Origin of the sequence: Trichlorobacter thiogenes (assembly GCF_900167465.1) — a bacterium.
GTDB lineage: Bacteria > Desulfobacterota > Desulfuromonadia > Geobacterales > Pseudopelobacteraceae > Trichlorobacter > Trichlorobacter thiogenes.
This window is the reverse complement of sequence record NZ_FUWR01000003.1, coordinates 44,611-69,080: the sequence shown is the minus strand read 5'-3', so window position 1 is coordinate 69,080 and position 24,470 is coordinate 44,611. Positions and strand designations below refer to the sequence as shown.

25 protein-coding genes are annotated in these 24,470 nt (G+C 54.6%); 14 read left to right on the top strand and 11 right to left on the bottom strand.

Features of this window, described 5'->3' with window-relative positions; translation table 11 throughout:
- Nucleotide 1: 1 nt before the first annotated feature.
- From B5D39_RS04570 to B5D39_RS04535, 8 genes are all read right to left on the bottom strand, one after another.
- Nucleotides 2-328, bottom strand: coding sequence for a phosphoribosyl-ATP diphosphatase (locus B5D39_RS04570; protein WP_078789220.1), 327 nt, complete (start codon nt 326-328; stop codon nt 2-4).
- A 1-nt stretch (nt 329) separates the two neighbouring features.
- Entirely contained in the window at nt 330-1,094 is a 765-nt protein-coding gene (gene hisF / locus B5D39_RS04565; protein ID WP_078789219.1) for an imidazole glycerol phosphate synthase subunit HisF, read from the bottom strand.
- Nucleotides 1,088-1,825, bottom strand: a complete 738-nt coding sequence (gene hisA / locus B5D39_RS04560; RefSeq protein WP_078789218.1) for a 1-(5-phosphoribosyl)-5-[(5-phosphoribosylamino)methylideneamino]imidazole-4-carboxamide isomerase — start codon at nt 1,823-1,825, stop codon at nt 1,088-1,090. The genes hisF and hisA overlap by 7 nt, the downstream gene beginning before the upstream one ends.
- Before the next feature lie 156 nt (nt 1,826-1,981).
- Nucleotides 1,982-2,608: an imidazole glycerol phosphate synthase subunit HisH gene (gene hisH / locus B5D39_RS04555; protein WP_078789217.1), complete on the bottom strand. Its 627-nt coding sequence runs from the start codon at nt 2,606-2,608 to the stop codon at nt 1,982-1,984.
- Nucleotides 2,605-4,161, bottom strand: a complete 1,557-nt coding sequence (locus B5D39_RS04550) for a bacteriohemerythrin (protein WP_078789216.1) — start codon at nt 4,159-4,161, stop codon at nt 2,605-2,607. Before B5D39_RS04550 ends, hisH begins: the two co-directional genes overlap by 4 nt.
- A gap of 37 nt (nt 4,162-4,198) precedes the next feature.
- Nucleotides 4,199-6,262 (bottom strand): glycine--tRNA ligase subunit beta, encoded by a 2,064-nt coding sequence (gene glyS / locus B5D39_RS04545; RefSeq protein WP_078789215.1) that lies wholly within the window; start codon nt 6,260-6,262, stop codon nt 4,199-4,201.
- Nucleotides 6,263-6,265: 3 nt separating this feature from the next.
- Nucleotides 6,266-7,141: a glycine--tRNA ligase subunit alpha gene (gene glyQ, locus B5D39_RS04540; RefSeq protein WP_078789214.1), complete on the bottom strand. Its 876-nt coding sequence runs from the start codon at nt 7,139-7,141 to the stop codon at nt 6,266-6,268.
- Between the two features lie 79 nt (nt 7,142-7,220).
- A complete protein-coding gene (locus B5D39_RS04535) occupies nt 7,221-8,138 on the bottom strand; it encodes a PLP-dependent cysteine synthase family protein (protein ID WP_078789213.1) in 918 nt (305 codons plus the stop codon).
- Between the two features lie 415 nt (nt 8,139-8,553).
- Between B5D39_RS04535 and rho the strand changes: the two genes are divergently transcribed.
- From rho to B5D39_RS04500, 8 genes are all read left to right on the top strand, one after another.
- Entirely contained in the window at nt 8,554-9,801 is a 1,248-nt protein-coding gene (gene rho, locus B5D39_RS04530) for a transcription termination factor Rho (RefSeq protein ID WP_078789212.1), read from the top strand.
- A 111-nt stretch (nt 9,802-9,912) separates the two neighbouring features.
- The gene (gene rpmE / locus B5D39_RS04525; protein WP_078789211.1) at nt 9,913-10,113 is read left to right on the top strand and encodes a 50S ribosomal protein L31; all 201 of its coding nucleotides are present in this window, start codon (nt 9,913-9,915) and stop codon (nt 10,111-10,113) included.
- A gap of 75 nt (nt 10,114-10,188) precedes the next feature.
- Nucleotides 10,189-10,881 carry an FAD-dependent thymidylate synthase gene (gene thyX, locus B5D39_RS16705; RefSeq protein WP_139366677.1) on the top strand — a complete coding sequence of 231 codons (693 nt, stop codon included), beginning with the start codon at nt 10,189-10,191 and terminating at the stop codon, nt 10,879-10,881.
- The gene (locus B5D39_RS16700; RefSeq protein WP_139366676.1) at nt 10,882-11,805 is read left to right on the top strand and encodes a DUF1385 domain-containing protein; all 924 of its coding nucleotides are present in this window, start codon (nt 10,882-10,884) and stop codon (nt 11,803-11,805) included. It abuts the gene before it with no gap.
- A gap of 12 nt (nt 11,806-11,817) precedes the next feature.
- The gene (prfA, locus tag B5D39_RS04515) at nt 11,818-12,885 is read left to right on the top strand and encodes a peptide chain release factor 1 (RefSeq protein ID WP_078789210.1); all 1,068 of its coding nucleotides are present in this window, start codon (nt 11,818-11,820) and stop codon (nt 12,883-12,885) included.
- 7 nt (nt 12,886-12,892) lie between these two features.
- A complete protein-coding gene (prmC, locus tag B5D39_RS04510; RefSeq protein ID WP_078789209.1) occupies nt 12,893-13,753 on the top strand; it encodes a peptide chain release factor N(5)-glutamine methyltransferase in 861 nt (286 codons plus the stop codon).
- Nucleotides 13,743-14,294, top strand: coding sequence for a hypoxanthine-guanine phosphoribosyltransferase (locus tag B5D39_RS04505; RefSeq protein ID WP_078789208.1), 552 nt, complete (start codon nt 13,743-13,745; stop codon nt 14,292-14,294). Before prmC ends, B5D39_RS04505 begins: the two co-directional genes overlap by 11 nt.
- 3 nt (nt 14,295-14,297) lie before the next feature.
- Nucleotides 14,298-15,599 (top strand): NCS2 family permease, encoded by a 1,302-nt coding sequence (locus B5D39_RS04500; protein ID WP_078789207.1) that lies wholly within the window; start codon nt 14,298-14,300, stop codon nt 15,597-15,599.
- A gap of 102 nt (nt 15,600-15,701) precedes the next feature.
- On the opposite strand, the gene B5D39_RS04495 is transcribed toward B5D39_RS04500, so the two are convergent.
- Entirely contained in the window at nt 15,702-16,958 is a 1,257-nt protein-coding gene (locus B5D39_RS04495) for an NAD(P)/FAD-dependent oxidoreductase (protein ID WP_078789206.1), read from the bottom strand.
- A 163-nt stretch (nt 16,959-17,121) separates the two neighbouring features.
- Between B5D39_RS04495 and B5D39_RS04490 the strand changes: the two genes are divergently transcribed.
- From B5D39_RS04490 to B5D39_RS04465, 6 genes are all read left to right on the top strand, one after another.
- Nucleotides 17,122-18,354: an ABC transporter substrate-binding protein gene (locus B5D39_RS04490; RefSeq protein WP_078789205.1), complete on the top strand. Its 1,233-nt coding sequence runs from the start codon at nt 17,122-17,124 to the stop codon at nt 18,352-18,354.
- A gap of 195 nt (nt 18,355-18,549) precedes the next feature.
- Entirely contained in the window at nt 18,550-19,233 is a 684-nt protein-coding gene (locus B5D39_RS04485; protein WP_078789204.1) for a GTP-binding protein, read from the top strand.
- 2 nt (nt 19,234-19,235) lie between these two features.
- A complete protein-coding gene (locus B5D39_RS04480; RefSeq protein ID WP_078789203.1) occupies nt 19,236-20,234 on the top strand; it encodes an ATP-binding cassette domain-containing protein in 999 nt (332 codons plus the stop codon).
- A gap of 23 nt (nt 20,235-20,257) precedes the next feature.
- Nucleotides 20,258-20,500: a hypothetical protein gene (locus tag B5D39_RS04475; protein WP_078789202.1), complete on the top strand. Its 243-nt coding sequence runs from the start codon at nt 20,258-20,260 to the stop codon at nt 20,498-20,500.
- A 266-nt stretch (nt 20,501-20,766) separates the two neighbouring features.
- A complete protein-coding gene (locus B5D39_RS04470) occupies nt 20,767-21,588 on the top strand; it encodes an HDOD domain-containing protein (protein ID WP_078789201.1) in 822 nt (273 codons plus the stop codon).
- Nucleotides 21,589-21,647: 59 nt separating this feature from the next.
- The gene (locus tag B5D39_RS04465; RefSeq protein WP_078789200.1) at nt 21,648-22,358 is read left to right on the top strand and encodes a PilZ domain-containing protein; all 711 of its coding nucleotides are present in this window, start codon (nt 21,648-21,650) and stop codon (nt 22,356-22,358) included.
- Nucleotides 22,359-22,478: 120 nt separating this feature from the next.
- Here B5D39_RS04465 and B5D39_RS04460 read toward each other — a convergent pair whose 3' ends face one another.
- Together B5D39_RS04460 and nrfH are read right to left on the bottom strand one after the other, a co-directional pair.
- Entirely contained in the window at nt 22,479-23,921 is a 1,443-nt protein-coding gene (locus tag B5D39_RS04460) for an ammonia-forming cytochrome c nitrite reductase subunit c552 (RefSeq protein WP_078789199.1), read from the bottom strand.
- Nucleotides 23,922-23,963: 42 nt separating this feature from the next.
- The gene (nrfH, locus tag B5D39_RS04455) at nt 23,964-24,428 is read right to left on the bottom strand and encodes a cytochrome c nitrite reductase small subunit (RefSeq protein WP_078789198.1); all 465 of its coding nucleotides are present in this window, start codon (nt 24,426-24,428) and stop codon (nt 23,964-23,966) included.
- Nucleotides 24,429-24,470 lie beyond the last annotated feature (42 nt).

Sequence of the window (24,470 nt, the reverse complement as noted above, 5' to 3'; positions counted from 1 at the left end):
ACTATTCCTTACGGGCAGCCTTTTCAGCGATGCCTGAGGTGCCAAAGCGGCGTTGCAGTTCTGTCCAGACGGTATCAGCCGGAACATCCCGTGCTGCCAGCAGTACCAGGCTGTGATAGAGCAGGTCAGCGGTTTCGTAGATCAGCTCGGCATCAGTGCCGCCTTTGCCGGCAATCACCACTTCGGTGGCCTCTTCTCCGACCTTCTTGAGGATCTTGTCCAGACCTTTGTGCAGCAGGGAGGCGGTGTAAGAACTGTCTGGCGAGGCACCTTTGCGGGAGAGGATTACCTGATACAACTCATCCAGAATATGCTGGTTACTGTTCATCTTAGACCATCCTGATCGGGACGCCACGTCCCTGGAGATACTGTTTTGCTTCCTGTACCGTATGCTGCCGGAAATGGAAGATGGAGGCAGCCAGGCATGCTGAGGCCCCGGCAGTCGTGAAGCCGTCATAGAGATGCTCAAGGTTGCCGACACCGCCGGAGGCGATTACCGGTATTGAAACCGCATCAACCACGGCACGGGTCAGGGCAAGGTCATAGCCATCTTTGGTGCCGTCACGGTCCATGCTGGTCAGCAGGATCTCACCGGCGCCAAAGGATTCCATCCGGTTTGCCCATTCCACCACATCAATACCGGTCGGCTTGCGGCCACCGTGGGTATAGACCTCCCAGCGCTGTTCGCCCGGAACCTGACGGGCATCAATGGCCACCACCGTACACTGGGAGCCGAACCGTTCGGCTGCCTCATTCACAAACTCAGGCCGACTGACTGCAGCTGTGTTGATCGAAACCTTGTCAGCCCCGGCATTCAGCATGCGGCGGATATCCTCCACCACTCGGATACCGCCACCAACGGTCAGCGGCATAAAGACCCGCTCTGCCGTGCGGCGTACCACATCCACCATGGTGTCGCGCCCATCGCTGGATGCGGTGATATCCAGAAAGGTCAGTTCGTCAGCCCCTTGCTGGTCATAGGCCTCGGCGATCTCCACCGGGTCACCGGCATCACGTAGCTCCAGAAACTGGACCCCTTTGACCACCCGGCCACCGGTTACGTCCAGGCAGGGAATAATACGACGGGTCAGCATTGGCAGCCCCGCTTGGTCAGGTCAATCGCCTCACGCAGGTTAATGGCACCGGTGTAGATTGCCTTGCCGGTAATGGCGCCGCTGATGCCGCTCTGCTCAATGGCCATCAGATTTTCGATATCTTTCAGTGAAGAGACGCCGCCGGAAGCGATCACCGGAATGGAGATCGCCTCTGCCAGCGCCTTGGTTGCTTCAAGGTTGGGGCCGCCCATCATGCCGTCCCGGCTGATGTCGGTGTAGATGATGGCAGCAACACCACAGTCTTCAAACTTCTTTGCCAGATCAATGGCGCTGATGTCGGTCAGTTCAGCCCAGCCCTGTACCGCCACCATGCCGTTCTTGGCATCAATGCCCACCACAATCTGGCCCGGAAACTTCTGACAGGCCTCGATCACCAGTTCCGGGTTGCGCTGGGCAGCGGTGCCGATGATCACACGGGAAAGCCCCAGTGACAGGTAGGCCTCAATGGTGGCGATGTCGCGGATACCGCCACCAAGCTGGGCAGGAATCTTAATCGCCTTGATGATCGATTCAATGGCGGCCTTGTTCTTGGGGATACCGGCAAAGGCGCCATCCAGATCCACTAGATGCAGCAGTTCTGCACCAGCCTCCTGCCACTTCAGGGCCTGCTCGGCAGGATTGTCGGAAAATACGGTGTCGCGGTTCATCTCGCCCTGTTCCAGGCGGACGCAGTTACCTTCTTTCAGGTCTATGGCAGGTATAACGATCATAAAAACCTTTCAAATCTATCTGGCCACAGAGAACACAGAGGGCTCAGAGGAAACAGCATCAAACCGAAAGAGATCTGATCTGTAGGAATTGGGTCTAAAACCAACGTTTCGGTTTTGTCTTACTCGGTGTACTCTGTGACCTCTGTGGCAAAAAAATTAGCCGTTCATCTCGGCAAAGTTTTTCAGCATCTGCAGGCCGATCCCTTGCGATTTTTCAGGGTGGAATTGGGTGGCCATGACGTTGTCCTTGCGGATAGCGGCACAGAACTCCAGCCCGTAGTTACAGGTGGCAGCTACGACTGTCGAGTCATCCGGCTTCACATAGTAGGAATGGACAAAGTAGACGTTACTGCCATCAGCAATGTTGTTAAACAACGGTGTTTCGGCCTTGAGAGAAATCTGGTTCCAGCCCATGTGAGGCACCGGCAGCTTTTCTCCCTGCTCCTGCATCCCCTCAGGAAAACGGACCACACGGCCCGGAATGACTCCCAGTCCTTTGTGCAGACCAAACTCTTCGCTTTCAGTAAAGAGCAACTGCAGCCCCAGGCAGATACCCAGAAAAGGACGGCCCTCAGCAATCACCTGCAGGATCGGCTCAACAAATCCTCCCTGCTGCAGGTTGTGGATGCAGTCACGGAAGGCACCCACGCCGGGCAGTACTATCTTTTGGGCCTCAAGCAGTCGTGCCGGATCAGCGGTTACCTCTGCAGCAAAACCTATCCGCTCAAACCCTTTCTGGACCGAGCGCAGGTTGCCCATGCCATAGTCAATTATTGCAATCATTTGATACCGTTCTTAATCAGGTGAGGACCGTAGTTCCTATCCTGGCCTTTGATATGGTCAATCAGCCATTTCTGCAGGAAGGAGATCACATCCTGGGTCAGCAGTGCCTCGCCGCTCTGGAATTTGCCGATCAGTGCAACCACCTGATCCACCAGGTTCTTGTGCAGGTTTTTATGGTTAACTACGTCAGGATATCGGGTCTGGTCAAAGGCCTTTTCCTCTTCAGCAAAATGGTTGACCGTATAGTCAGCCAGCCCGTGCAGAATCTTGCCGATCACCTCTTTGGTCCGTTTCTGTTGCATGGCATCGTGTAGCTCGTTAACCATGTTGAACAACACCTTGTGCTGCTCATCAAAGGTGTGGATGCCGGTGGCAAAGCTGGCATCCCAGACCAGGGCGCTGGCCAGCTTGAAGTGTCCTACCAGCTGATGCAGTTCATCCACCTGCTCGGCCAGTTTGACGGTTGCCTCAGTGGTGCCACGGGCGTTGTCCACGTTGCGGTTGACCACTTCAGTGATCATCTGGATGTTGCTGGTGATCTCGCAGGTGGTGGCGGTCTGTTCTTCCGCTGCGGTTGCCACCTGGTTGATCTGCAGGGCCAGTTCGTTGATCATGTTCAGGATATCTTCCAGCGCCTCACCGGAGCGGGTAGTACCTTCAGTGCCCCGTTTAACCTCTTCAACCCCTTCAGACATGGATTTAACCGCTGATTGGGTCTCGGTCTGGATGGTCTTGATCATGCCGGCGATCTCTTTGGTGGCCCGGGTGGTCCGCTCTGCCAAGGCCCGTACTTCATCGGCAACCACGGCAAAGCCACGACCCATCTCGCCAGCCCGGGCAGCCTCGATGGCTGCATTCAGCGCCAGCAGGTTGGTCTGGTCAGCAATATCCTCAATGGTGCCCACAATGGCGCCGATCTGGTCAGAACGTTGCCCCAGCCCTTCAACCGTGGTTGATGACTGCATGACCCGCTTGGCAATATTTTCCATGACATCGGCGCTGCTGCGGACAATCTGGGCACCGGAGGTGGTCTGCTCAGTTGCCTTCTGTGAATTTTCAGCTGCATAGAGGCAGTTGCGGGCGATGTCCGATGAGGTGGCTGACATCTCTTCGCTGGCCGTGGCGATGGTGCCGGCCTGCATAGCCACCTCTTCTGCTGCATCAGCCATGGCATTGGTGGTGTTTTGCACCATGGTAACTGAATCTCGCACCAGGTCTGCCACGCTGAAAAATTTGCGCATGGCCTGGTTCATGTCGTTCATCATGGCATTAAAGGCGATGCCCAGACGGCCGATTTCACCGGCTGCATTGGTCTCTGCACGTACGGACAGGTCACCGGCAGCTGCCTTTTCCATGGCGGCTACGATGCCCCCCAGTGGTTTAAAGGCTTGATTACAGAGCCACCACAGCACCGTGGAGGAGCCCACCAGCAGAACCAATCCCAGCAGCAGTCCATTCAGCATGCTGCCGGTTTTGTTTAGCAGGGTCAGGAGCAGTACAGCAGAAAGTACAACAATAGCATTGCCAAAGATGATGCGGCCAGTGAATGACATGGTGAACCTCCAGGTTCATCTTGATTGGATAAAATGCCTAACCGGTCAGTCTGCTGAAATCTGCAATCTTGCTAAAGAGACGATTAATGGTGGTTAAGAGTGCCAGGCGGTTGTTACGCACCGCAACGTCATCTGCCATGACCATCACCGCATCAAAGAAGGCATCAACAGCCCACTTCAGGCCGGCGATGTCAGAGAGTGCCTCCAAATACTGGTGCTGGTCGATTTTGGTCTGGGCTGCTGTCTTGGTTTCCTGCAGCACCCGGTAGAGGGTGTGCTCTGCCTCATCCTGAAACAGGGCCGGGTTAACCGGCGCATCAACCCCTTCTTTAACGATATTGCAGACCCGCTTGAACGCCACGGTCAGGGGCTGGAAATCATCCCGCTGGCGGAAGGTGTCCAGGGCGCGAATCCGTTGTGCGCAGTCAGCCAGATCATCAAAACCGGCTGCCACAGCGGCCTCAACCACATCAGTCGGGTGGCCATTGCCCAGCAGGTTGACAAAACGGCCCCGGAAGAACTCCAGCAGGTCGCGCTGTACCTCGTCACGGGGGCGGGTCAGTTTGGCAGCCAGCAGATCAAGTGAAGAACCGATCAACCCTGACAGCGACAGGCGATAGCCCTTGTCCAGAATGATGCTGATCATGCCGATCGTGGCACGGCGCAGGGCATAGGGATCAGCAGCGCCGGTGGGGATCAGGCCGACACTAAAGCAGCCACAGAGGGTGTCCAGCTTGTCAGCCAGGGAAACAAAGGCGCCGATATCCGAGGCAGGCAGGTCGCCGCCAGCCTGGATGGGCAGATAATGTTCGGCAATGGCGTTGGCTACGGCAGCATCCTCACCATCATGCAGGGCATACTCGCGGCCCATGATCCCCTGCACTTCAGGGAACTCGCAGACCATACCGGAGACCAGGTCAGCCTTGCAGAGGAAGGCAGCCCGTGCCGCCTGCTGCTTGACAGCAGGGTTGAGCTGTTCGGCCAGCTGCTCAGCCAGGGCACGGAAGCGCTCCATCTTTTCATAGGAAGTGCCCAGCTTCTGCTGGTAGACCACGCTTTTGAGCGATTCAACCCGGCTCTCCAGCGTAACCTTGTGGTCTTCATCAAAGAAGAAGCGGGCATCGGAGAGACGGGCCCGCAGCACCCGCTCATTGCCCTTGACCACTACGGACGGATCTTCGGCCAGGGTGTTGGGGATGGTAATGAAGTAGGGCAGCAGCTTGCCGCTCTCATCCACCACCGAGAAGTAACGCTGGTGGGAACGCATGGAGGTGATCAGCACCTCTTTGGGCACCACCAGGAACTCGGCCGGGATACTGCCGATAATGGCACTGGGGTACTCCACCAGATAGGTAACCTCTTCCAGCAGAGATTCATCCGGCAGCAGGTGACCGCCGGTGGTCTTGGCAATCCGGTGGGTCTCTTTGCGGATGATCTCTTTGCGGCGCTCCTGGTCAACAATCACAAAGTGACGCTCACACTCTTCCAAATAGTGGGCAAAGTCACGCACCGGAAAGGTTGTGTTGGCCATAAACCGGTGGCCACGGGAGATATTGCCGCTTTGGATCGGCCCAAAGGAGAACGGCACCACGACCCCATCAAACAGGGCCACAATCCAGTGTATCGGGCGGGCAAAACGGACATCCAGATCGGCCCAGCGCATTGATTTTTTGAACGGTATGCCAGACACCAGTCTGGGCAGGATCTCGGCCAGCAGTTCATGGGTCGGGCGTCCAACCTCCTGCTTGGTAACTGCCAGATACTCGCCTTTGTCAGTGCTGATAATCTGCAGGGCTGAGACATCCACCCCCTGGCCGCGGGCAAATCCTTCAGCAGCCTTGGTCGGTTTGCCATCGGCATCAAAGGCCGCCTTCTTTGACGGTCCCATGGCGGTCAGCTCGGCATCGGGCTGGATGGTGGGCAGCCCTTTGATATGCAGTGTCAGGCGACGCGGTGTTCCCATGGTGGTAATGGCATCAAAGCAGAGCCGGGCAGCCTCAAGCTCTTTGCGGATCATCTCTTCAATGGATGCAAGCGCCTTGGGGACAAATCCGGCCGGGATCTCCTCAGCACCAATTTCAAGTAACAGTTCCCTGGTCATGGTCTAGTTTCCCCCTTTCAGCATTGGAAAGCCCAGGCGTTCCCGCTGACGGACATACCCTTCAGCGCAGAGACGGGCCACGTTGCGTACCCTGCCGATGTAGGAGGCCCGCTCAGTAACGGAGATGGCGCCACGGGCATCCAGCAGGTTAAAGGTGTGGGAACATTTCATGACAAAGTCATAGGCAGGGAAGACCAGATCTTTTTCAGCCAGACGGATACACTCTTTTTCGTATTTGCCGAACAGCTCCAGCAGCAGGGCCACATCAGCCTCTTCAAAGTTGTAGGTGGAGAACTCAACCTCGGTCTGGTGATGGATATCGCCGTACTTGACCCCTTTGGCCCATTCCAGATCATAGACGTTGTCCACTCCCTGCAGGTACATGGCGATCCGCTCACAGCCGTAGGTAATCTCCGATGAGACCGGCTTCAGGTCGATCCCGCCAGCCTGCTGGAAGTAGGTGAACTGGGTGATCTCCATACCATCCAGCCAGACCTCCCAGCCCAGCCCCCAGGCTCCAAGGGTGGGAGACTCCCAGTCGTCTTCCACAAAGCGGATGTCATGCTGACTGGGATTGATGCCAAAGGCCCGCAGGGAATCCAGATACAGGTCCAAAATATTGGCCGGTGATGGCTTCATGATGACCTGAAACTGGTAGTAGTGCTGCAACCGGTTGGGGTTCTGGCCGTAACGGCCATCAGTAGGACGGCGTGAAGGCTCCACGTAGGCCACATTCCAGGGCTCAGGCCCAAGCACCCGCAGGAAGGTGGCCGGGTTGAAGGTGCCTGCCCCTTTTTCAGTATCATAGGGCTGTTGAATCACGCAGCCCTGGTTTGCCCAGTAATTTTGGAGCGACAGGATCAGGTTCTGAAACGTCACGGTCTACCTCCGTGAGGATGGATTGAAATAAGTTGCATAAAATACCAGTGCCAAGGGGCGCCGGTCAAGAAACTAAGAACTACGGTGGACAGTTTGCGCACATGGACTTGAATAGATTGGTACTCAGGTAGCGATCCCCACGGTCAGGAATAATCACCACAATGGTGCCGTTTTCGAGTTCTTGTGCCAGTTTAAAGGCGCCAGCCATGGCGGCCCCGCCGGACATGCCGCAGAAGATCCCTTCATGGGAGGCCAGTTGCCGGGAGGTTTCAAAGGCGGTCTCGTCATCAATCACGATCTTCCGGTGCAGTTGTTCTTCGTGGTAGATGGCCGGGACAATCGCCTCTTTCATATTCTTCAGGCCCTGGATGGCATGCCCAAGATTTGGTTCGACCCCGATGATCTGCACTGTTGGGGCGTGCTTGCGAAGACAGGCCGCGGTTCCCATCAAGGTGCCGCCGGTACCCATGCCGGCCACAAAATGGGTCAGGTTGCCACCGGTCTGGGCCAGGATTTCAGGCCCGGTGGTCAGTTCATGGGCCAACGGGTTGTTGGGGTTATCGTACTGGTTGGGCATGTAGTAACGCCCCGGCTCTTCCCCATAAATCTTGTGGGCCAGGCGGATGGCGCCGTCGGTCTTCTCGCAGCCTGGTGAAAGCACGATCTCGGCCCCATAGGCCTCAAGGATGCTGCGACGTTCAACGCTGACGCAGGCGGGCATGGCCAGTTTGATTCGGTAGCCACGGGCTGCGGCAATCATGGCCAGGGCGATGCCGGTGTTGCCGGAGGTTGGCTCAAGTATAATCTTATCTGCAGTCAGCTCACCGGACGCCTCCGCTGCCAGGATCATCTGACGTGCTGGCCGGTCCTTGATGGAGCCGCCGGGGTTGTTTCCTTCCAGTTTGGCAAGAATACGAACATGGGGGTTGGGATTGATTGCAGTGATCTGAATCAGGGGGGTGTTGCCGATAGCATCAAGAAGTGGTTGTCCGAGCATCAAAGGTACCTGCCTGAAATAAATAGTGAATTTTAATGGTGTGGTTTGTTGATTGAATTTGTTTTTATAGCCTTTCGCTGACAGGGGGTCAAGCAGATATCAGTGCAAGTGGCTGTTCATCGGCCACTTTTCCCTGTTACTTTCCTGTTGACATCCTCTGGTTGTTGTGGCTATCGTGATTAAACTTCAGTTGCAACCACCCGCTACGCTCATTTCCAAACTAAAGAGAGTTTCCCGACAGCCGTTAAACCCGGGCTTTGCGTCTGGCAAAAGTCCCCACGTGAATACAACACTATCCCTGTTTTTTGTGAGTTTAACCTTTGCCATTGCCTGAATATCCCAGTAACCCTATGCCAACATCACCGTCCTCTCATTCCTTGATGACGTCGTATCCCACCAGCAGGAGATCCTTGTCGTGAACCTCCAGGACTTGAAAAACAAAAAAATCAGCGAACTGAATGGTATTGCCCGTGACCTGAGTATTGAAGGTGCCTCAGGCCTGCGTAAGCAGGATCTGATCTTTGCCATCCTGAATGCCCAGACTGAACAAAACGGCTCGATCTATGGCGAGGGTGTTCTGGAAATTCTGCAGGATGGTTTCGGCTTCCTGCGGGCACCAGACTATAACTACCTGCCGGGTCCCGATGATATCTATGTATCTCCCAGCCAGATCCGGCGTTTTAACCTGCGTACCGGTGATACGGTCTCCGGTCAGATCCGTCCGCCCAAGGAAGGTGAACGTTACTTTGCCTTGCTGAAGGTGGAGCTGATCAATTTTGAGACACCAGAGGCCGGCCGTGACAAGACCCTCTTTGATAACCTGACCCCGCTCTATCCAGAAGAAAAACTCAAGCTGGAGACGGCCCCGGACAACTATGGCATGCGGGTCATGGAACTGGTTTCGCCAATCGGCAAGGGACAACGTGGCCTGATCGTGGCTCCGCCCCGGACCGGCAAGACCATGCTGATCCAGAATATCGCCAACTCGATTGCAGCCAATCACCCTGAGGTGTACCTGATTGTCCTGCTGATTGACGAACGGCCTGAAGAAGTAACCGACATGCAGCGTTCAGTTAATGGTGAAGTGGTCTCTTCTACCTTTGACGAACCGGCTACCCGTCACGTACAGGTGGCGGAGATGGTAATTGAGAAGGCCAAGCGGCTGGTGGAGCACAAAAAGGATGTTGTGATTCTGCTGGACTCCATTACCCGTCTGGCCCGTGCCTACAATACTGTTCTGCCGCCATCCGGCAAGATCCTGACCGGTGGTGTGGATGCCAATGCCCTGCAGAAACCGAAGCGGTTCTTTGGCGCGGCCCGTAACATTGAAGAAGGCGGTTCGTTGACCATCATCGCCACTGCCCTGGTGGATACCGGCAGCAAGATGGATGAGGTGATCTTTGAGGAGTTCAAGGGCACCGGTAACATGGAAGTCCACCTGGATCGCCGTCTGGTGGAAAAGCGTACCTTCCCGGCCATTGATATCAATAAGTCCGGCACCCGTAAGGAAGAACTGCTGATTGAGCGGATTTCTTTGAACCGGATCTGGATCCTGCGTAAGATCCTGCATCCGATGAACGTGGTGGATGCCATGGAATTTTTGCTGGATAAATTGTCTGAGACCAAGGGCAATCAGGATTTCCTCGATTCCATGAACAAGTAGTCCGTAGATTATTCAAAAAAGTGCTTGATGTTTTTTGTGTAAATCCGATATCCTACAATTTCGCCAATACACAGCTTTATTAAACGAGCTGCAATTATCAGGAGGTAGCAGATGAAAGAAGGAATTCACCCGATGTACAACGAAGTGACCGTTAAATGTGCCTGTGGCAACAGCTTTCAGACCCGTTCCACCCGCAAGGAAATCTTTACCGAGATTTGTTCTGCATGCCATCCTTTCTTCACTGGCAAGCAGAAGTTGGTTGACACTGCTGGTCGTGTTGAGCGGTTCAAGAAGCGTTACGGCCAGGCTTAGCTTTTTGGTGGAGAATCTTGAAGGGGGCGTGCCGTCACAGGTACAGCCCTCTTTTTGTATCTATACGAGGGTTTTATGAATATAGAGCTATTACATCATACCCCTGAACCTGAGCGTACCGTTGCTCTGGCAGCACGCCTCTGTTATTCACCCACCGGCCTTGATGAGCTGAAGGAAAAGATCGGTAGCGGTGATATCCGCCAGTTTATCGACAAGATCATGTCCCTTGGCCACCACTCGGTGCTGGAACATGCCTCCTTTACCTTCGGGGTTGAGGGGATCTCGCGGGTCACCTCCCACCAGCTGGTGCGTCACCGGGTGGCCTCCTATTCCCAGCAATCCCAGCGTTATGTCTCCCATGTTGAGCGCTTTGATGCGGTGGTTCCCCCCTCGATTGATTCCAACGAAGAGGCAAAGCGGATCTTTGACTTCACGGTCGGGGTGGTGCATCAGGCCTATAAACAACTGGTGGAGATGGGGGTGCAGCCTGAGGATGCCCGTTACCTGCTGCCCAATGCCACTGAGACCAAGGTTATCATCACCATGAATGCCCGTGAACTGCTGCATTTCTTCAAGCTACGCTGCTGCATGCGTGCCCAGTGGGAGATCAGGAGCATGGCGGTGGGGATGCTCAAACTGGCCAAACAAGCCGCCCCCACCATTTTTCGTGATGCAGGTCCCGGCTGTGTTGCCGGCCCCTGCCCGGAAGGTGAATTCTGCTGTGGCCGTACGGCCCAGGTGCGTAAGCAGTTCAGGAGTCTTAGCTAAATGGAAAAAATCAATATCGGTGGTCAGGCCATACTTGAAGGGGTGATGATGCGTGCCCCCCGGGCCATGGCCATTGCGGTCAGACGTCCCAACGGCGAGATCGTGGTCAAACGGGAGCAGATGCCTCCCCTCTCAGAACGGTATCCGATTGTGAAACTGCCGATTCTGCGTGGAGCGGTTGCCCTGTTTACCTCGCTGATCCTGGGGATCAAGGCGCTGAACTTTTCCGCCAATGAGGCGCTTGAGGAAGAGGTTGACGAGAACGGTGAAAGCAAGAAAGAGGAGCTGACCTCCTGGGCCTTGGCCGGCACCATGGCAGTGGCCTTTGGCTTTGGTATCGCCCTGTTTTTCTTTCTGCCCCTGTATCTGACCAAGCTGTTGGTACCGATTATCGGTGACCATAATGTGATCTTTAACCTGGTGGATGGCGTGATCCGGGTGATCGTCTTTCTGATCTACATCTGGTCCATTGCCCGGATGAAGGATATCCAGCGGGTCTTTCAGTACCACGGTGCTGAACATAAAACTATTTTTGCCTTTGAAGCAGGCGCAGAGCTGACGATTGAACGGGTGAAAAGCTTCAGCCGTCTGCATCCCCGCTGTGGCACCAGCTTTCTGCTGATTGTGATGCTGGTCAGTATCGGCGTGTTTTCTCTGATCCCCAAGGCCTGGCCCTTTGTCTACAAGGCGTTGTCGCGGGTGGTGCTGTTGCCGCTGATTGCCGGTATCTCCTATGAGTTTCTGAAGTGGAGCGCCAAGAACGATCAGAATCCGCTGGTGAAGCTGGTGATTACCCCTGGACTGGCGTTGCAACGCCTGACCACCCGTGAGCCGGATGATGACCAGATTGAAGTGGCGATCCGGTCCGTCAAAGAAGCTTTAGATGAGAACGGCGGTTATGCCGATGACAGATTAGTAGTGTGAGGAACCTTGAGCATGTTTGACAAAATACAGGATTTAGAGATCCGTTTTCAGGAACTGGAGTCATTACTGTCTGACCCGACCGTAATTGCCAACCAGCCGGAGTTCCGCAAGCTCTCCCGCGAGCATGCTGATCTGTCCCCTTTGATTGAGGCGTTCCGTCGCTATAAGAAGGTGCTGGAAGAGCTGGAAGAGAATCAGGAACTGTTGGCTGATCCTGAGATGAAGGAGATGGCTGAAGAAGAGATCAGCCGTCTTAGCCAGGAAAAAGAGCGCCTTGATGCAGAGATCAAGATCCTGCTGTTGCCCAAGGACCCCAACGATTCCCGTGACGTTATTCTGGAAATCCGGGCCGGAACCGGTGGCGACGAATCGGCCCTGTTCAGTGGCGACCTGTTTCGGATGTATTCCCGCTTTGCCGAGAAAAACCGCTGGAAGGTGGAGATGCTCTCCTGTTCCGAGTCAGAGCGGGGCGGCTACAAAGAGGTGATCGCCTCCATTGAGGGGCAGGATGTCTTTGCCAAGCTCAAGTATGAATCCGGTACCCACCGAGTTCAACGGGTGCCTGAAACCGAGGCCCAGGGCAGGATTCATACCTCTGCCTGTACCGTGGCGATTATGGCTGAGGCTGAGGATGTTGATATTGATATCAGGCCGGATGACCTGAAGATCGACGTCTACCGCTCCTCCGGCGCCGGTGGCCAGCACGTTAACACCACCGATTCCGCGGTGCGGATTACCCATATCCCCACCGGCACCGTGGTGGCCTGTCAGGAAGAACGTAGCCAGATCAAGAACCGGGCCAAGGCGATGAAGGTCCTGAAAACCCGCATTCTGGACAACATCCTGCAGGAGCAGAATTCCAAAATGGCGGCAGACCGTAAACAGCAGGTTGGTTCTGGTGACCGCTCAGAGCGGATTCGTACCTACAACTTCCCCCAGGGCAGGATGACCGATCACCGGATCGGCCTGACCCTCTATCGGCTGGATTCCATCATGGCCGGTGATATTGAAGAGATCACCGATGCCCTGCGTACCTTCTACCAGATGGAAGCACTGAAGGCTCAATCAGAGGGAGCATAACTCCCCCATGTCTACTGAGGCAGAGACCTGGACCACCCTTAAGGTCCTGACCTGGACGGTCGGTTACCTGACCGAAAAAGGGGTGGAGAATGCCCGCCGTGAGGCAGAGTGGCTGCTGTGTGAGGCCACCGGTCTGGACCGGATCGGGCTCTACCTGAACTTTGACAAGCCGCTGCAGGATGGTGAACTGGCCGCTTACCGCAGCATGGTGGCCCGCCGTGGTAAGCGTGAACCGCTGCAGCATATCCTGGGCAACCAGGAGTTTGACGGACGTGAGTTTGTTGTTACCAAAGATGTCCTGATCCCCCGCTATGATACTGAAACCCTGCTGGAAGAAGCGGTCCGGCAGGCCCCCCAGGCCCGCACGGTGCTGGATATCGGCACCGGTTCCGGCTGTATTGCTATCTCACTGGCCCATCGTCTGCCCCAGGCGCAGATCACCGCCGTAGACCTCTCCTCTGATGCACTGGCCATTGCCCGACTCAATGCTGAACGGAATAATGCAGCGGTAGAGTTTCTGCTGGGCTCGTTTTTCCAGCCGGTTACCGGTCGACGTTTCGATCTGATTGTCTCAAATCCCCCTTACATTACCCGTGCTGATCTGGACACCCTCCAGCCAGAGGTGCGTGATTTTGAGCCCCGTCTTGCCCTTGATGGTGGTGTTGATGGCCTTGATGCCTATCGGGCGCTTGTCTCAGAGGCTCCAGGCTACCTGGAACCCGGCGGCTGGCTGCTGTTTGAGATAGGGGCAGGTCAGGACAAAGATCTGGCAGGACTGCTTGCAGATGCCGGATTTGGTGCTATCGTAACCGTACCGGACAGCGCCGGTATTATCAGGGTCGTGGGAGGACAATGGCATGCAGTATGATCAGGCGTTAAAGGTGCTTGAGGAGGCTGATTGTCTGGCTGACCGGACAGCGGTTGAGGCGGCTCTTGACCGGATGGCCGATGCAATTACGGCCAGTATCGGCAAAAAGAATCCGATGGTCTTCTGCATCATGAACGGCGGTTTGATTGTCACCGGCCAGCTTCTAACCCGGCTCACCTTTCCACTTGAACTTGGCTACCTGCATGCCACCCGCTATGGCCATCAAACCAGTGGCGGCGATCTGGAATGGAAGGCTCTGTTTCATGCAGATGTTGAAGGTCGTACGGTACTGTTGGTGGATGATATTCTGGATGAAGGGGTCACGCTCAAGGCGCTGGCTGATGAATGCCTTGCCCGTGGTGCCAAAAAGGTGCTGACCGCCGTGCTGGTGAACAAGCAGCATGAACGTAAAGTCATGCCGGGCTATTGCGCCGATTTCACCGGTCTGGAACTGCCGGATCGCTTTGTGTTCGGGTATGGTCTGGATTATGAAAATATGTGGCGGAATGCGCCGGGTGTTTACGCCGTCAAGGGGCTCTAGGATATGAAGCTCTTCTTCGAGTTTGATCATCACAACACCTCTTACCGCCAGGAGACCCTGGCCGGTCTCACCACCTTTCTGACCATGGCCTATATCATGGTGGTCAACCCTTCCATTCTTGCTGTTGCCGGAATTCCCAAAGATGCCCAGGTCACCGCCACCATTCTGGCTGCAATGATCGGCTGTCTGATGATGGCCTTCTGGGCCAAGCGGCCCTTTGCCATTGCCCCCTACATGGGAGAAAACGCCTTTATCGCCTTTGTGGTGGTGAAGGGGATGGGTTATTCCTGGCAGATTGCCCTGGGGGCGGTCTTCTGGGCCGGTCTGGTCTTTATCCTGTTAACGCTTCTCAAGGTGCGTTCATGGCTGGCTGAGTCAATCCCGATCTCGCTCAAGGCCTCCTTCGCGGTGGGGATCGGATTGTTTCTGACCTTTATCGGCCTGAATGAAACCGGGCTGGTGGTGCTGGGAGTGGCTGGTGCGCCGGTAAGGCTGGGCAATATTGCTCAGAGTTCGGTGCTGCTGGCTGCGGGCGGGTTTTTGCTAACCGTGGTGCTGATGGCAAGGAAAGTAAACGGAGCACTGCTGTACGGCATTGTGGCAACAACCACCGGTTCTGTTCTGCTGGGGCTTACAAAGCTGCCGACCTCGCTGGTCAGCCTGCCTCCCTCGCTTGAGCCGATTTTCCTGAAGCTTGATATTGCCGGAACCCTGCAGCCCGGTGTCTTTCCGGTGGTGCTGGTGATCTTTATGATGGCCTTTCTTGATACCATCGGCACCTTGATCGGCCTTTCCATGCGGGCTGATCTGCTGGATGCAAACGGCAACCTGCCGGAGATTGAGCGGCCGATGCTGGCCGATGCGGTGGCAACGACCCTTGCGCCGCTTTTGGGAACCACCACCACCGGGGCCTACATCGAATCAGCTGCCGGCATTGCCGCCGGAGGCCGCACCGGTTTTACTGCGCTGGTGGTGGCAGTGCTGTTTGGTCTTTCGCTCTTTTTTGCACCGCTCTTTACCATGGTGCCCGGCTATGCCGCCGGTATTGCCCTGGTGGTAATCGGCGCCCTGATGATCCAGTCAGTTACCCGGCTGGACTTTGATGACCTTACCGAGCTGATGCCAGCCTTCCTGACCATCTCGCTGATGATCTTTACCTTCAATATTGGTGTCGGGATGACCGTCGGCCTGTTTTCTTATCCCCTGATCAAGCTCTGCACCGGCCGGGCCCGTGAGGTCTCCGGCGGTATGTGGGTGCTGGCGGCACTTTCGCTGACCTTTTTTGTCTTCATGCCGAAAGGGTAGCCTACTTATTCCAGGCCGCGTTCAAGCTGACACCTTACCACCCCTGGCCCCTCCTAAAATAGGAGGGGCCAGGGGTGGTTGGGTTTAGTGCCCATTTCATCGCTAAAGTGAATCAGATGCCTTACGTCTGGTAATTAAGCGTACTTGCCGTTCATGGAACCAGTAGTACCAGACCCAGTTCAACAGTACCACAATCCGGTTGCGGAAACCGATCAGGTAGTAGACATGCAGCAGCAGCCAGGCCAGCCAGGCCGGGTAACCCTTCAGGTTTAGTCCAAAGGCGGTGGCAACAGCGGTATTACGGCCAATGGTGGCCATGCTGCCCTTGTCGTGGTAACAGAACGGTTCGGGTGTTTCTCCCTGTTCTCTGGCCAGAACAGCCGCACCGGCATAGGCCCCCATCTGCATCGCCACTGGAGCCACCATCGGCAGGATCTTGCCTTCCTGTTCCAGCCAGGCCATGTCACCCACCACATACACCTCCGGGTGATCGGCCAGGGTCAGGTCAGGCTGCACCGGAATACGGCCACCACCGGCATGGGCTGTTTGCAGGGTTGCAGCTAGCGGCGCTGCCTTGACACCGGCTGACCAGATCAGCGTATGGGCTGGAATCACCGCGCCATCGTGCAGCACCACCCGCGTGTTATCCGCATCAACCACCTGGGCATTCAGCAGTACCTCAACACACATACTACGCAGCTTCTGCAGGGTATACATCCCCAGCTCCTGGGGCATGGCTGCCAACAGGCGGTCGGTGGCCTCCACCAGCACCACCCGGGCGGTATGGATGCCCAGCTCAGGATAGTCTTTGGCCAGGACATAGGTAACCAGCTCAATCAAGGCACCGGCAAATTCAACGCCGGTTGGTCCGCCACCCACAATCACAAAGGTCATCAAGGCCCGTTTGCGGGCCGGGTCCGGTTCTGTCACCGCCTGCTCAAAGCAGTTCAGGATCTGATTACGCAGTACCTCCGCATCCTCAAGCTCCTTCAGGTCATAGGCGTACTGCTGCACCGTGGTGAGGCCGAAGAAATTAGTGGCACTGCCAGCGCCGATAATCAGATAGTCATAACCCACCGGGCCGCTGGTGGTCTGCACCTCTCTGGCATCAAAATCCACGCCGGTTACTTCCGTGAGGTGGAAGCGGACATTGGGCCATTGCCGGGCCATGGCGCGGATGGAATAGGCAATTGATTCCTGTTCAAGACCGGCGCTGGCCACCTGATAGAGCAGGGGCTGAAACAGGTGATAGTTGTTGCGGTCAATCAGCAGCACGTCAAGTCCGCTGCCTGCCAGAGCTCGGGCTGCCCGGACGCCGCCAAATCCCATACCGATGACAACTACCCGTTTTGTATGCATAGAAAAAAGTCCTTTCGTTGGTCAACTCCTTGTACCATATCGTACCGGTCAGGCAAGTATTAAAAGAGACAGTATTGGTCTCTTTTGCGTTTTTTTGATACAAGTCAATGTGCAAGAAGATTGATCCGGTTATGGTGATACCAGATTAAACGAGGAGGACGCCATGAGCGCACATCGGATACAGAAGGATATGACCATAAAAGAACTGCTGGAGCAGCACCCGGAAACATTGGAGGTGCTGGTGGCCAACGGGTTTGAGAACTTGAAGGACCCCAAGGTGCTGGCCGGTGTTGGTGGTTTTCTGAAGCTGGAGCGGGCAGCCCTGACCAAGAACTATGATCTGGATAATTTTTTAGGGCTGCTGCAGCAGAAGGTTGATGAAAAGCATAACCAGGTGGATGTCACCATGAAGCAGACCCAGCAGGAGCAGAGCGAGATCAGCATCTCCGGCCTGCTGCCCTGCCCGGTACGGCTGCCGCTTCTGGAAGGATTTGACCGCTTTATCGAACAGTACACCAGGGAGAGCGGTGTTACGGTCAGCTACAAGTTTGAGGCAGCCTCGCTCGGCTCGGCCTGGATGGACGAGCATATCCAGACGGTTACCGCCGCTGACCAACTGCCGGACATCTTTGTCTCAGCCGGTTTTGAAACCTTCTTTGATCCGGCCACCATCGGCAAGTTCAAGGAGCAGGGAGTCTTTGCCGACCTGACCGGCGACGCAATCAACCGCAGCTTTGACGGACTTGAGCTGAAGGACCCCAAAGGCCACTATGGCCTGATTTCAGTGGTGCCGTCTGCCTTCATGGTCAACCATGATGAACTTGGTGACCTGCCGGTGCCCCGTACCTGGGCAGATATCCTCAAACCGGAATTTGAGCAGAAGGTGGCCCTGCCGGTGGGGGATTTTGACCTGTTCAACGCGATCCTGCTCACCATTCACAAGATGTATGGTGATGAGGGGGTCAGGAAGCTGGGACGGTGCATGCTGAAATCGATGCACCCGGCCCAGATGATCAAGAATGCCCAGCGGGTGGCAGAGGAAAAACCACCGGTCACCATCATCCCTTACTTCTTCAGCCGGATGGCTGGCATGGTCAAGAGTCTGGAGATCGTCTGGCCGGAAGACGGCGCCATCATCAGCCCGATCTTTATGCTGGCCAAGGCTGATAAACAGGCTAAGTTGCAGCCGATTGCAGACTTCCTGTGCAGTAAAGAGGTGGGAGATACCCTGACCAACCGTGGGTTGTTCCCGGCTCTGAACCCCGAGGTGGAGAACCAGCTGCCGGAGCAGCACCCCTGGCAGTGGGTTGGCTGGGACTACCTCTACAGCCATGATATCGCAGCTCAAATCAGGTACACGGTAGGGCTGTTTGAAGAAGCGATGAATGCAGATTAATGATAAAAGGCCATGATGATAGCACGCGGATAACGCGGATTGAGCTGATTTACACAGATTTTTAAACATACAATAAAGAAAGCAGATAAAGACAAGGATCAATTCCAAAAACCTTCTTTATCCGCGTTAATCCGCCAAGATCAGCGTCATCCGCGTGCCATTGCCTTTGATTTTTGAAGTACAAGGAGAACAACCATGCACTTTCTAACCGTATCCGGCCCACCATCATCAGGCAAGACTTCCGTAATTCTGAGGGTGATTGAGGCGCTACAGGCCAAACAGAAAAAGATCGGGGTAGTCAAGTATGACTGCCTGATGACGGAAGATGACCTGAGCTACGCCAAGAAAGGGGTGCTGGTCAAGAAGGGGCTTTCTGGCTCCCAGTGTCCGGACCACTACTTTGTCAGTAATATCGAGGCCTGCGTCAGCTGGGGGGTGGAGAACGATTGCGATTTTCTGATCAGCGAATCAGCCGGTCTCTGCAACCGTTGTTCTCCCCATATCAAGGATATTACAGCGGTCTGCGTGATTGATAACTTAAGCGGCATCAACACCCCCCGTAAGATCGGGCCGATGCTGAAATCAGCCGATATCGTGGTGATCACCAAGGGAGATATCGTCTCCCAGGCCGAGCGGGAGGTGTTTGCCTCACGGGTCAAGCAGGTCAACCCCGGTGCCGTGATCATGAACATCAACGGTATTACCGGCCAGGGGGCCTTTGAACTGACCTCTCTGTTTGAAGAGGCCTCGGATATTGAGACCCTGAAAGGGATGCGGCTGCGCTTCTCCATGCCGTCAGCGCTCTGCTCCTACTGTCTTGGTGAAACAAGGATCGGTGATGAATATCAGACAGGAAACGTCAGAAAGATGGAGTCTTGACCATGCACTACCAAGATCTAGTATTACAGCCCTTAAAGCAGTTGCTGGCCGACTATCCCTGGTTGGAGGATTTCTTCGGCTCATTCGGCCTGCAGCTACAGGCCACAGAGCAGACCCTGCAACAGTATCTGGACAGGCTTGACCCGGATCATCTGCTTGATCTGGGGATCAGTCAGGAACAGCTGCAACAGAGCCTGCATGATTTTATGGCCGGTATGCTGGCCCTGGATGAGGCTGCTGAAAAGGTGGAATCACTGACCATTATCGGTGGTTTTGATAAGACCGGTAGTGCTGAACAGCTGGAGCTGACGCTGAAGCCGGGTGAAGTGATCTGTATTGTCGGTCCCACCGGTTCCGGCAAGAGTCGCCTGTTGGCGGATATTGAGTGGGTGGCTCAGGGGGATACCCCCACCAAACGCAAGATCCTGATCAATGGCGGTGTGCCGGACAATAAATGGCGCTTTTCAACCGAGCATAAACTGGTGGCCCAGCTCTCCCAGAACATGAACTTTGTAATGGACCTGACCGCTGAGGAGTTTGTGCGGATGCATGCGGAAAGCCGTCTGGTGCCTGACCCGGAAGAAAAGGTGGCACGGATTCTGGAACAGGCCAATCAGCTGGCCGGTGAGCAGTTTAAACCGGATACACCGGTTACCTCCTTAAGCGGCGGTCAGTCCCGTGCCCTGATGATTGCTGACATGGCGATTTTGAGCAAATCACCGATTGTGCTGATTGATGAGATTGAGAACGCCGGTATTGATCGTAAAAAGGCACTGGAACTGCTGGTGAAGCAGGAAAAGATTATCCTGATGGCCACCCATGACCCGATTCTGGCGCTGATGGGGGACAAACGACTGGTGATCAAAAACGGCGGCATTGCCAAGATCATTGCATCAAGCGACGCTGAACGGAAGAATCTATCCAGACTGGAAGAGCTGGATAATACCCTGCTGGCCCTGCGCAACAGGATCAGGTTTGGGGAAACATTAGAGGAACTATAAAACAGAGAAAAGGAGATACGAACATGCATCAGGGATGTGATGGAAGTTTTGGTGGTGGAGCAGGAGTGGTTGATAAGCTGCGGATGATGGGATACAGCGCAATGGCTATGCCGGTTGAGACCCGGCTGGTCTGCGAAGGATGCGGCACAACCTTCCTGATGAAGACCATGGAAGATCGTTGCCCAGAATGCGGTATGGTCTATGGGGTTACCCCCTGCCATGCCAGTGATCCAGCCAGTATACAGGCAGCCGGGATAGGGTATTGATATACCTATCTGATTTTCAGTAAAAACGGGCAGCTCCAGCAAGGGGGCTGCCCGTTTTTTTTTGTCCTGTGGTTACCAACAGTTTCAGGTAATCTGAAACAACAGGGCATATTTAGTTCACATTACGTGGGATAATAGTGTAATGATATGTTTTGATTCAATTAAACTAGTTTAAAGTGGTTATAATATCTGAGTTTATCAGGCACTGTTGTTTCGGGATCGTGTGGCCAATCTGTCTGGCTGCAGGTCTTCCTAAGGGGATAGATATGGGATTCTCACTTGATCTTCGCTACCAGATCTGCCTGCAGCCGATTGAACTACCGGTATTTAATCCGGTTGCTCTGGAACTGCTCCAGTTGTTGACTGACCCCACCGTAGAGATTGATCGGGTTACTGAAATTATCCAGAAGGACCAGGCGCTTGCCATTCAGGTGCTCAGGATGGCCAATTCATCGGCCTACGTGGGACGTACCCGCTCTGAAACCATTAAGGATGCCGTCAATCGTCTGGGGAGCAAGCAGATCACCAGCCTGGCAATGGCAGCCTCGCAGGCCGCTCTGCATACCTCAGAGCTTTCCATAGTAAATGCGGTCATGCGTGATCTCTGGCTGCACTCCCACGCCTGCGCGCTGGGCTGCCGCTCTCTTGCCATCAGCAGTGGTCATCGTGAACTGGCAGATCAGGCCTATCTGGCCGGCCTGCTGCATGATATCGGCAAGCTCTACCTGCTTAAGGCGATGGAGCGGATCTGGCAAGCCCGGGAGATCGAACTGGATCTTGATCTTGAGACCCTGTTGGATGTGTTTTCAGATATGCATGTGGAGCAAGGGGTCCGCATCATGAATCACTGGGATATCCCTCCCGTGTACTGTGCTATCGCAGCCCACCATCATGCAGATATCTTTGATGCCTCTGATACGCTGCTGGCCATAGTCCGGCTGGTTAATTTCAATAGTATGCAATACAACCTGAACCTCTATCCACGGCTGGTTCAGCCGTCGGATGCGAACTCAGAAATTCTGGCGTTACACATTGATGAAAATGCCCTGATGACGCTTGAAGCAGACATGCAGGCCGCCTGCGCCTAGCAGCTCTTTTACCCTGCTAGAGACTATGATAAACAGCACACTCCGGTAATAGGTATCTCATGACCAGTACTGACCTCTTTAGCACTCGCATTCAGAAAAATTTTGATGATGATCAGGTTGAGATCCTTGCCATTCTGGAGGCAAATATCAAGAAACCCCTTAAACTGATCAATTATTACAAGGGGATTCCGCTTTCCTATCCGGCAACCATCGCCTCCATCAGCAGGGGTGTTGTTGATCTGGATGTGCAGGAAATGCAGGCCTTTACCATTGAACAGGCCCGCTCCACCTTTATTCGCAGTCCACTTTTTAAACATGACCTGTTTGCCCAGGCCCAGTATGTCAATGTCAGGAAAAGGGCCGCAACCTTTGTGAAATTTTCCTACGTAGAGATCATGGCAGAGCGCCGGAGCTTTGTCAGGGTAGAGGTGGATGCTCCGGTGAATGTGGCGATTACCTCATCCCAAGGAGTTGTTGAAGGGAGATTAACTGATCTCTCTCTGTCCGGCTTTGGTGTCGTGATTGACTATACCTGCCCGCTGGAAACAGGTGTAGAAACCACGGCGCAGTTTACCCTGCTAAGCCCTGAAACCGGTCAACCTATCCCAATCAGTATTCCAGCAACGTTGGTCACTATTAACGGGGATCGTTCTCCCTACAGCTACCGGTTTGCCATCAACCCGGAAAAGCTGCTTGAACGTCAGATCTCACAGTATGTCTTTCAGCGGCAGGTTGAGATTATTCGGGAGGTTAAGGAGATCGTGTCTTAGTCTGGTGTGATTGTCTTTTCGCTTTATGATGCCATAGTACAACGGGCTGCCGGAATCATCCGGCAGCCCGTTGTTTCAGGTTAGTGTTGTTGCTTACGCTACCCTGAGCTACTTCAAAAATTACTTCATTTCGCCGTAGGGGTCTTTCAACTCCTGCTCAGGCTTGAACATCAGCTTCTTGGCTCCACGGTTGTTGGTGTACTTGGCCAGCTCCAGATCAATCTTCACCGGCACATCCACACCGGCCTTGGTCAGTGCCTGGCGCAACAGACCGTCGGCCTTGCCGGCAAACATGGTTGCATCACCAAGGATACGCATCGCTTCGGTCGGATTGTGGAAACCGATGGAGTTCTCGGCGCCAAAGAACAGGTTACGATAGAAACCTTCTTCGTAGTAGAACTTGGCTTGGTCGTACAGTTTCTGATCTACCTGCTTGCCTGCTGCCTGCTGCTTGTGGGTCAGTTCAAACAGCTTGGCAACGGTGGCCAGGGCATAGCCGGAGCGGATGTACTGGGATGCAGCACGGTCCTGAATGGTAATAACCTGATTCTTCAACCATTCAGAGGTTTCACTGTGGCACTGCTTGCAGCCTTTAAAGTCGTTCTTGAGCGGGCTCATGATCCGGTGGTCAGAGATCTTCTTGCTGCCCACCTTGGTGTACGGCATGTGGCAGTCTGCACAGGAAACACCAGCCATCCAGTGTACGCTCTGGTTGGAATACATCTCAAACTCAGGGTGACGGATGTAGGCCATCTTGAAACCGGTTACGGCCTGGGTCCACTCTCCGTAGGACTTGTCGCTGCGCATCTTCTTGATGATGTTTTCAATGCTGATCTTGCCCCATTTGCTTTCATCCCAGGGGAAGAAGACATCCTGTGACTTCATGTTGGCATCTTTGGGGATGGTGTAGGTGACGTGGCACTGGGCACAGACCAGGGAGCGCTTGTCCTGGTTGGTCAGCTTGGTCTGATCGACTCCCATTTTGTCCAGGGCCTTGGACAGGGTAAAGCCACGGGAGATCTTCAGGCTCATATCTTTGTTGTTGTGGCAGTCGATACAGGCGACGCCCATCTCCTGATGCTCTTTGGGGATCTGATTGACCGCATCGGCATAGGACTGTGAGAAGTAGGTAACGCCCTGCTTCTGGGCCAGTTGCGGTGCATAGGGGGTTTTACAGGTCAGGCAGGCCCCGCCACCCTTCAGGCGTGAAGGGTCGATCTCTTTCTGGTCCTTCATCATGTGAACGTGGCCGCGTGGCTCGTTGTACTCGATACCAAAGCCCCAACCGTTAAACAGCAGGGCGATAAAGGGATATTCGGACAGCTTGTCATAGACCTTGCCGCCGTCGTTGCCTTTTTTGTATTTACTCTTACCTTCCGGAGTGGCTTCGGCAGTTTTCTTCCAGGTCTCGTACTCTTCAGGGTAGTTTTTACCCCAGACAGCAGGATCAATCGTGCCATCAGGAATCGGGGCGATTGTTGCCTTTTCAGCCTTGGGTGGTGCGCAGGCGGTTGTCATGAAGCCGCACAGGGCAGCTGCCATGAGGGTTGCAAGCAGTTTCATTCTTATTCTCATACTCAATCCTCCTGGGTGGTTGTGGGTGGGTTAGTTGGTCTCTATACTGCCGACACCGGTGTGGGTTATACGGCGGTGACATTTCCAGCAGTCACGCGAGGTATCCATCTGTGACACCAGTGTGCTGTGGCATCTGATGCAGTTGGCCTTGACCACCTTGGCGCCATGCTCAGACAGCGTGATCTTCTCCGGAACCTTGCCGGAGTAGAAGAACAGTACGTCTTTCATGCCGTCGATGGATTTCCAGATGTAGTGCATGGCAATGCCATCGTTGGGCAGGTGGCAATCAACACATTTGTTGCGCCGGTGTGCACCGGAGTGCATGAACGCAGTGTGCTGGGCTTCCATGACATGGCAGCTGGCACAAAAGTCCGGAGATTCAGACTTTGCCAGCAGTTGTGGTGGACCCAACAACAGGAAAACACCAAACAACACTGCGCAGATAGCGGCAATGACAGCAATTTGCAGTCGTTTACCACTTAAAAAAGATCCCATCCCTTCACCCCCCCTCTTACTTGTTAAAATGATATGTCGAAA

Excerpts from the sequence above, each read along its gene's own strand:
- nrfH (WP_078789198.1), bottom strand. The coding sequence starts at position 24,428 with ATGGGATCTTTTTTAAGTGGTAAACGACTGCAAATTGCTGTCATTGCC.
- hisA (WP_078789218.1), bottom strand. The coding sequence starts at position 1,825 with ATGATCGTTATACCTGCCATAGACCTGAAAGAAGGTAACTGCGTCCGC.
- B5D39_RS04485 (WP_078789204.1), top strand. The coding sequence starts at position 18,550 with ATGCACTTTCTAACCGTATCCGGCCCACCATCATCAGGCAAGACTTCC.
- B5D39_RS04460 (WP_078789199.1), bottom strand. The coding sequence starts at position 23,921 with ATGAAACTGCTTGCAACCCTCATGGCAGCTGCCCTGTGCGGCTTCATG.
- B5D39_RS04535 (WP_078789213.1), bottom strand. The coding sequence starts at position 8,138 with ATGCTCGGACAACCACTTCTTGATGCTATCGGCAACACCCCCCTGATT.
- thyX (WP_139366677.1), top strand. The coding sequence starts at position 10,189 with ATGAATATAGAGCTATTACATCATACCCCTGAACCTGAGCGTACCGTT.
- B5D39_RS04570 (WP_078789220.1), bottom strand. The coding sequence starts at position 328 with ATGAACAGTAACCAGCATATTCTGGATGAGTTGTATCAGGTAATCCTC.
- B5D39_RS04470 (WP_078789201.1), top strand. The coding sequence starts at position 20,767 with ATGGGATTCTCACTTGATCTTCGCTACCAGATCTGCCTGCAGCCGATT.
- prfA (WP_078789210.1), top strand. The coding sequence starts at position 11,818 with ATGTTTGACAAAATACAGGATTTAGAGATCCGTTTTCAGGAACTGGAG.
- glyS (WP_078789215.1), bottom strand. The coding sequence starts at position 6,262 with ATGACCAGGGAACTGTTACTTGAAATTGGTGCTGAGGAGATCCCGGCC.
- B5D39_RS04490 (WP_078789205.1), top strand. The coding sequence starts at position 17,122 with ATGAGCGCACATCGGATACAGAAGGATATGACCATAAAAGAACTGCTG.
- B5D39_RS04505 (WP_078789208.1), top strand. The coding sequence starts at position 13,743 with ATGCAGTATGATCAGGCGTTAAAGGTGCTTGAGGAGGCTGATTGTCTG.
- B5D39_RS16700 (WP_139366676.1), top strand. The coding sequence starts at position 10,882 with ATGGAAAAAATCAATATCGGTGGTCAGGCCATACTTGAAGGGGTGATG.
- hisF (WP_078789219.1), bottom strand. The coding sequence starts at position 1,094 with ATGCTGACCCGTCGTATTATTCCCTGCCTGGACGTAACCGGTGGCCGG.
- B5D39_RS04495 (WP_078789206.1), bottom strand. The coding sequence starts at position 16,958 with ATGCATACAAAACGGGTAGTTGTCATCGGTATGGGATTTGGCGGCGTC.
- B5D39_RS04500 (WP_078789207.1), top strand. The coding sequence starts at position 14,298 with ATGAAGCTCTTCTTCGAGTTTGATCATCACAACACCTCTTACCGCCAG.
- prmC (WP_078789209.1), top strand. The coding sequence starts at position 12,893 with ATGTCTACTGAGGCAGAGACCTGGACCACCCTTAAGGTCCTGACCTGG.
- B5D39_RS04465 (WP_078789200.1), top strand. The coding sequence starts at position 21,648 with ATGACCAGTACTGACCTCTTTAGCACTCGCATTCAGAAAAATTTTGAT.
- B5D39_RS04550 (WP_078789216.1), bottom strand. The coding sequence starts at position 4,161 with ATGTCATTCACTGGCCGCATCATCTTTGGCAATGCTATTGTTGTACTT.
- B5D39_RS04475 (WP_078789202.1), top strand. The coding sequence starts at position 20,258 with ATGCATCAGGGATGTGATGGAAGTTTTGGTGGTGGAGCAGGAGTGGTT.
- hisH (WP_078789217.1), bottom strand. The coding sequence starts at position 2,608 with ATGATTGCAATAATTGACTATGGCATGGGCAACCTGCGCTCGGTCCAG.
- B5D39_RS04480 (WP_078789203.1), top strand. The coding sequence starts at position 19,236 with ATGCACTACCAAGATCTAGTATTACAGCCCTTAAAGCAGTTGCTGGCC.
- rpmE (WP_078789211.1), top strand. The coding sequence starts at position 9,913 with ATGAAAGAAGGAATTCACCCGATGTACAACGAAGTGACCGTTAAATGT.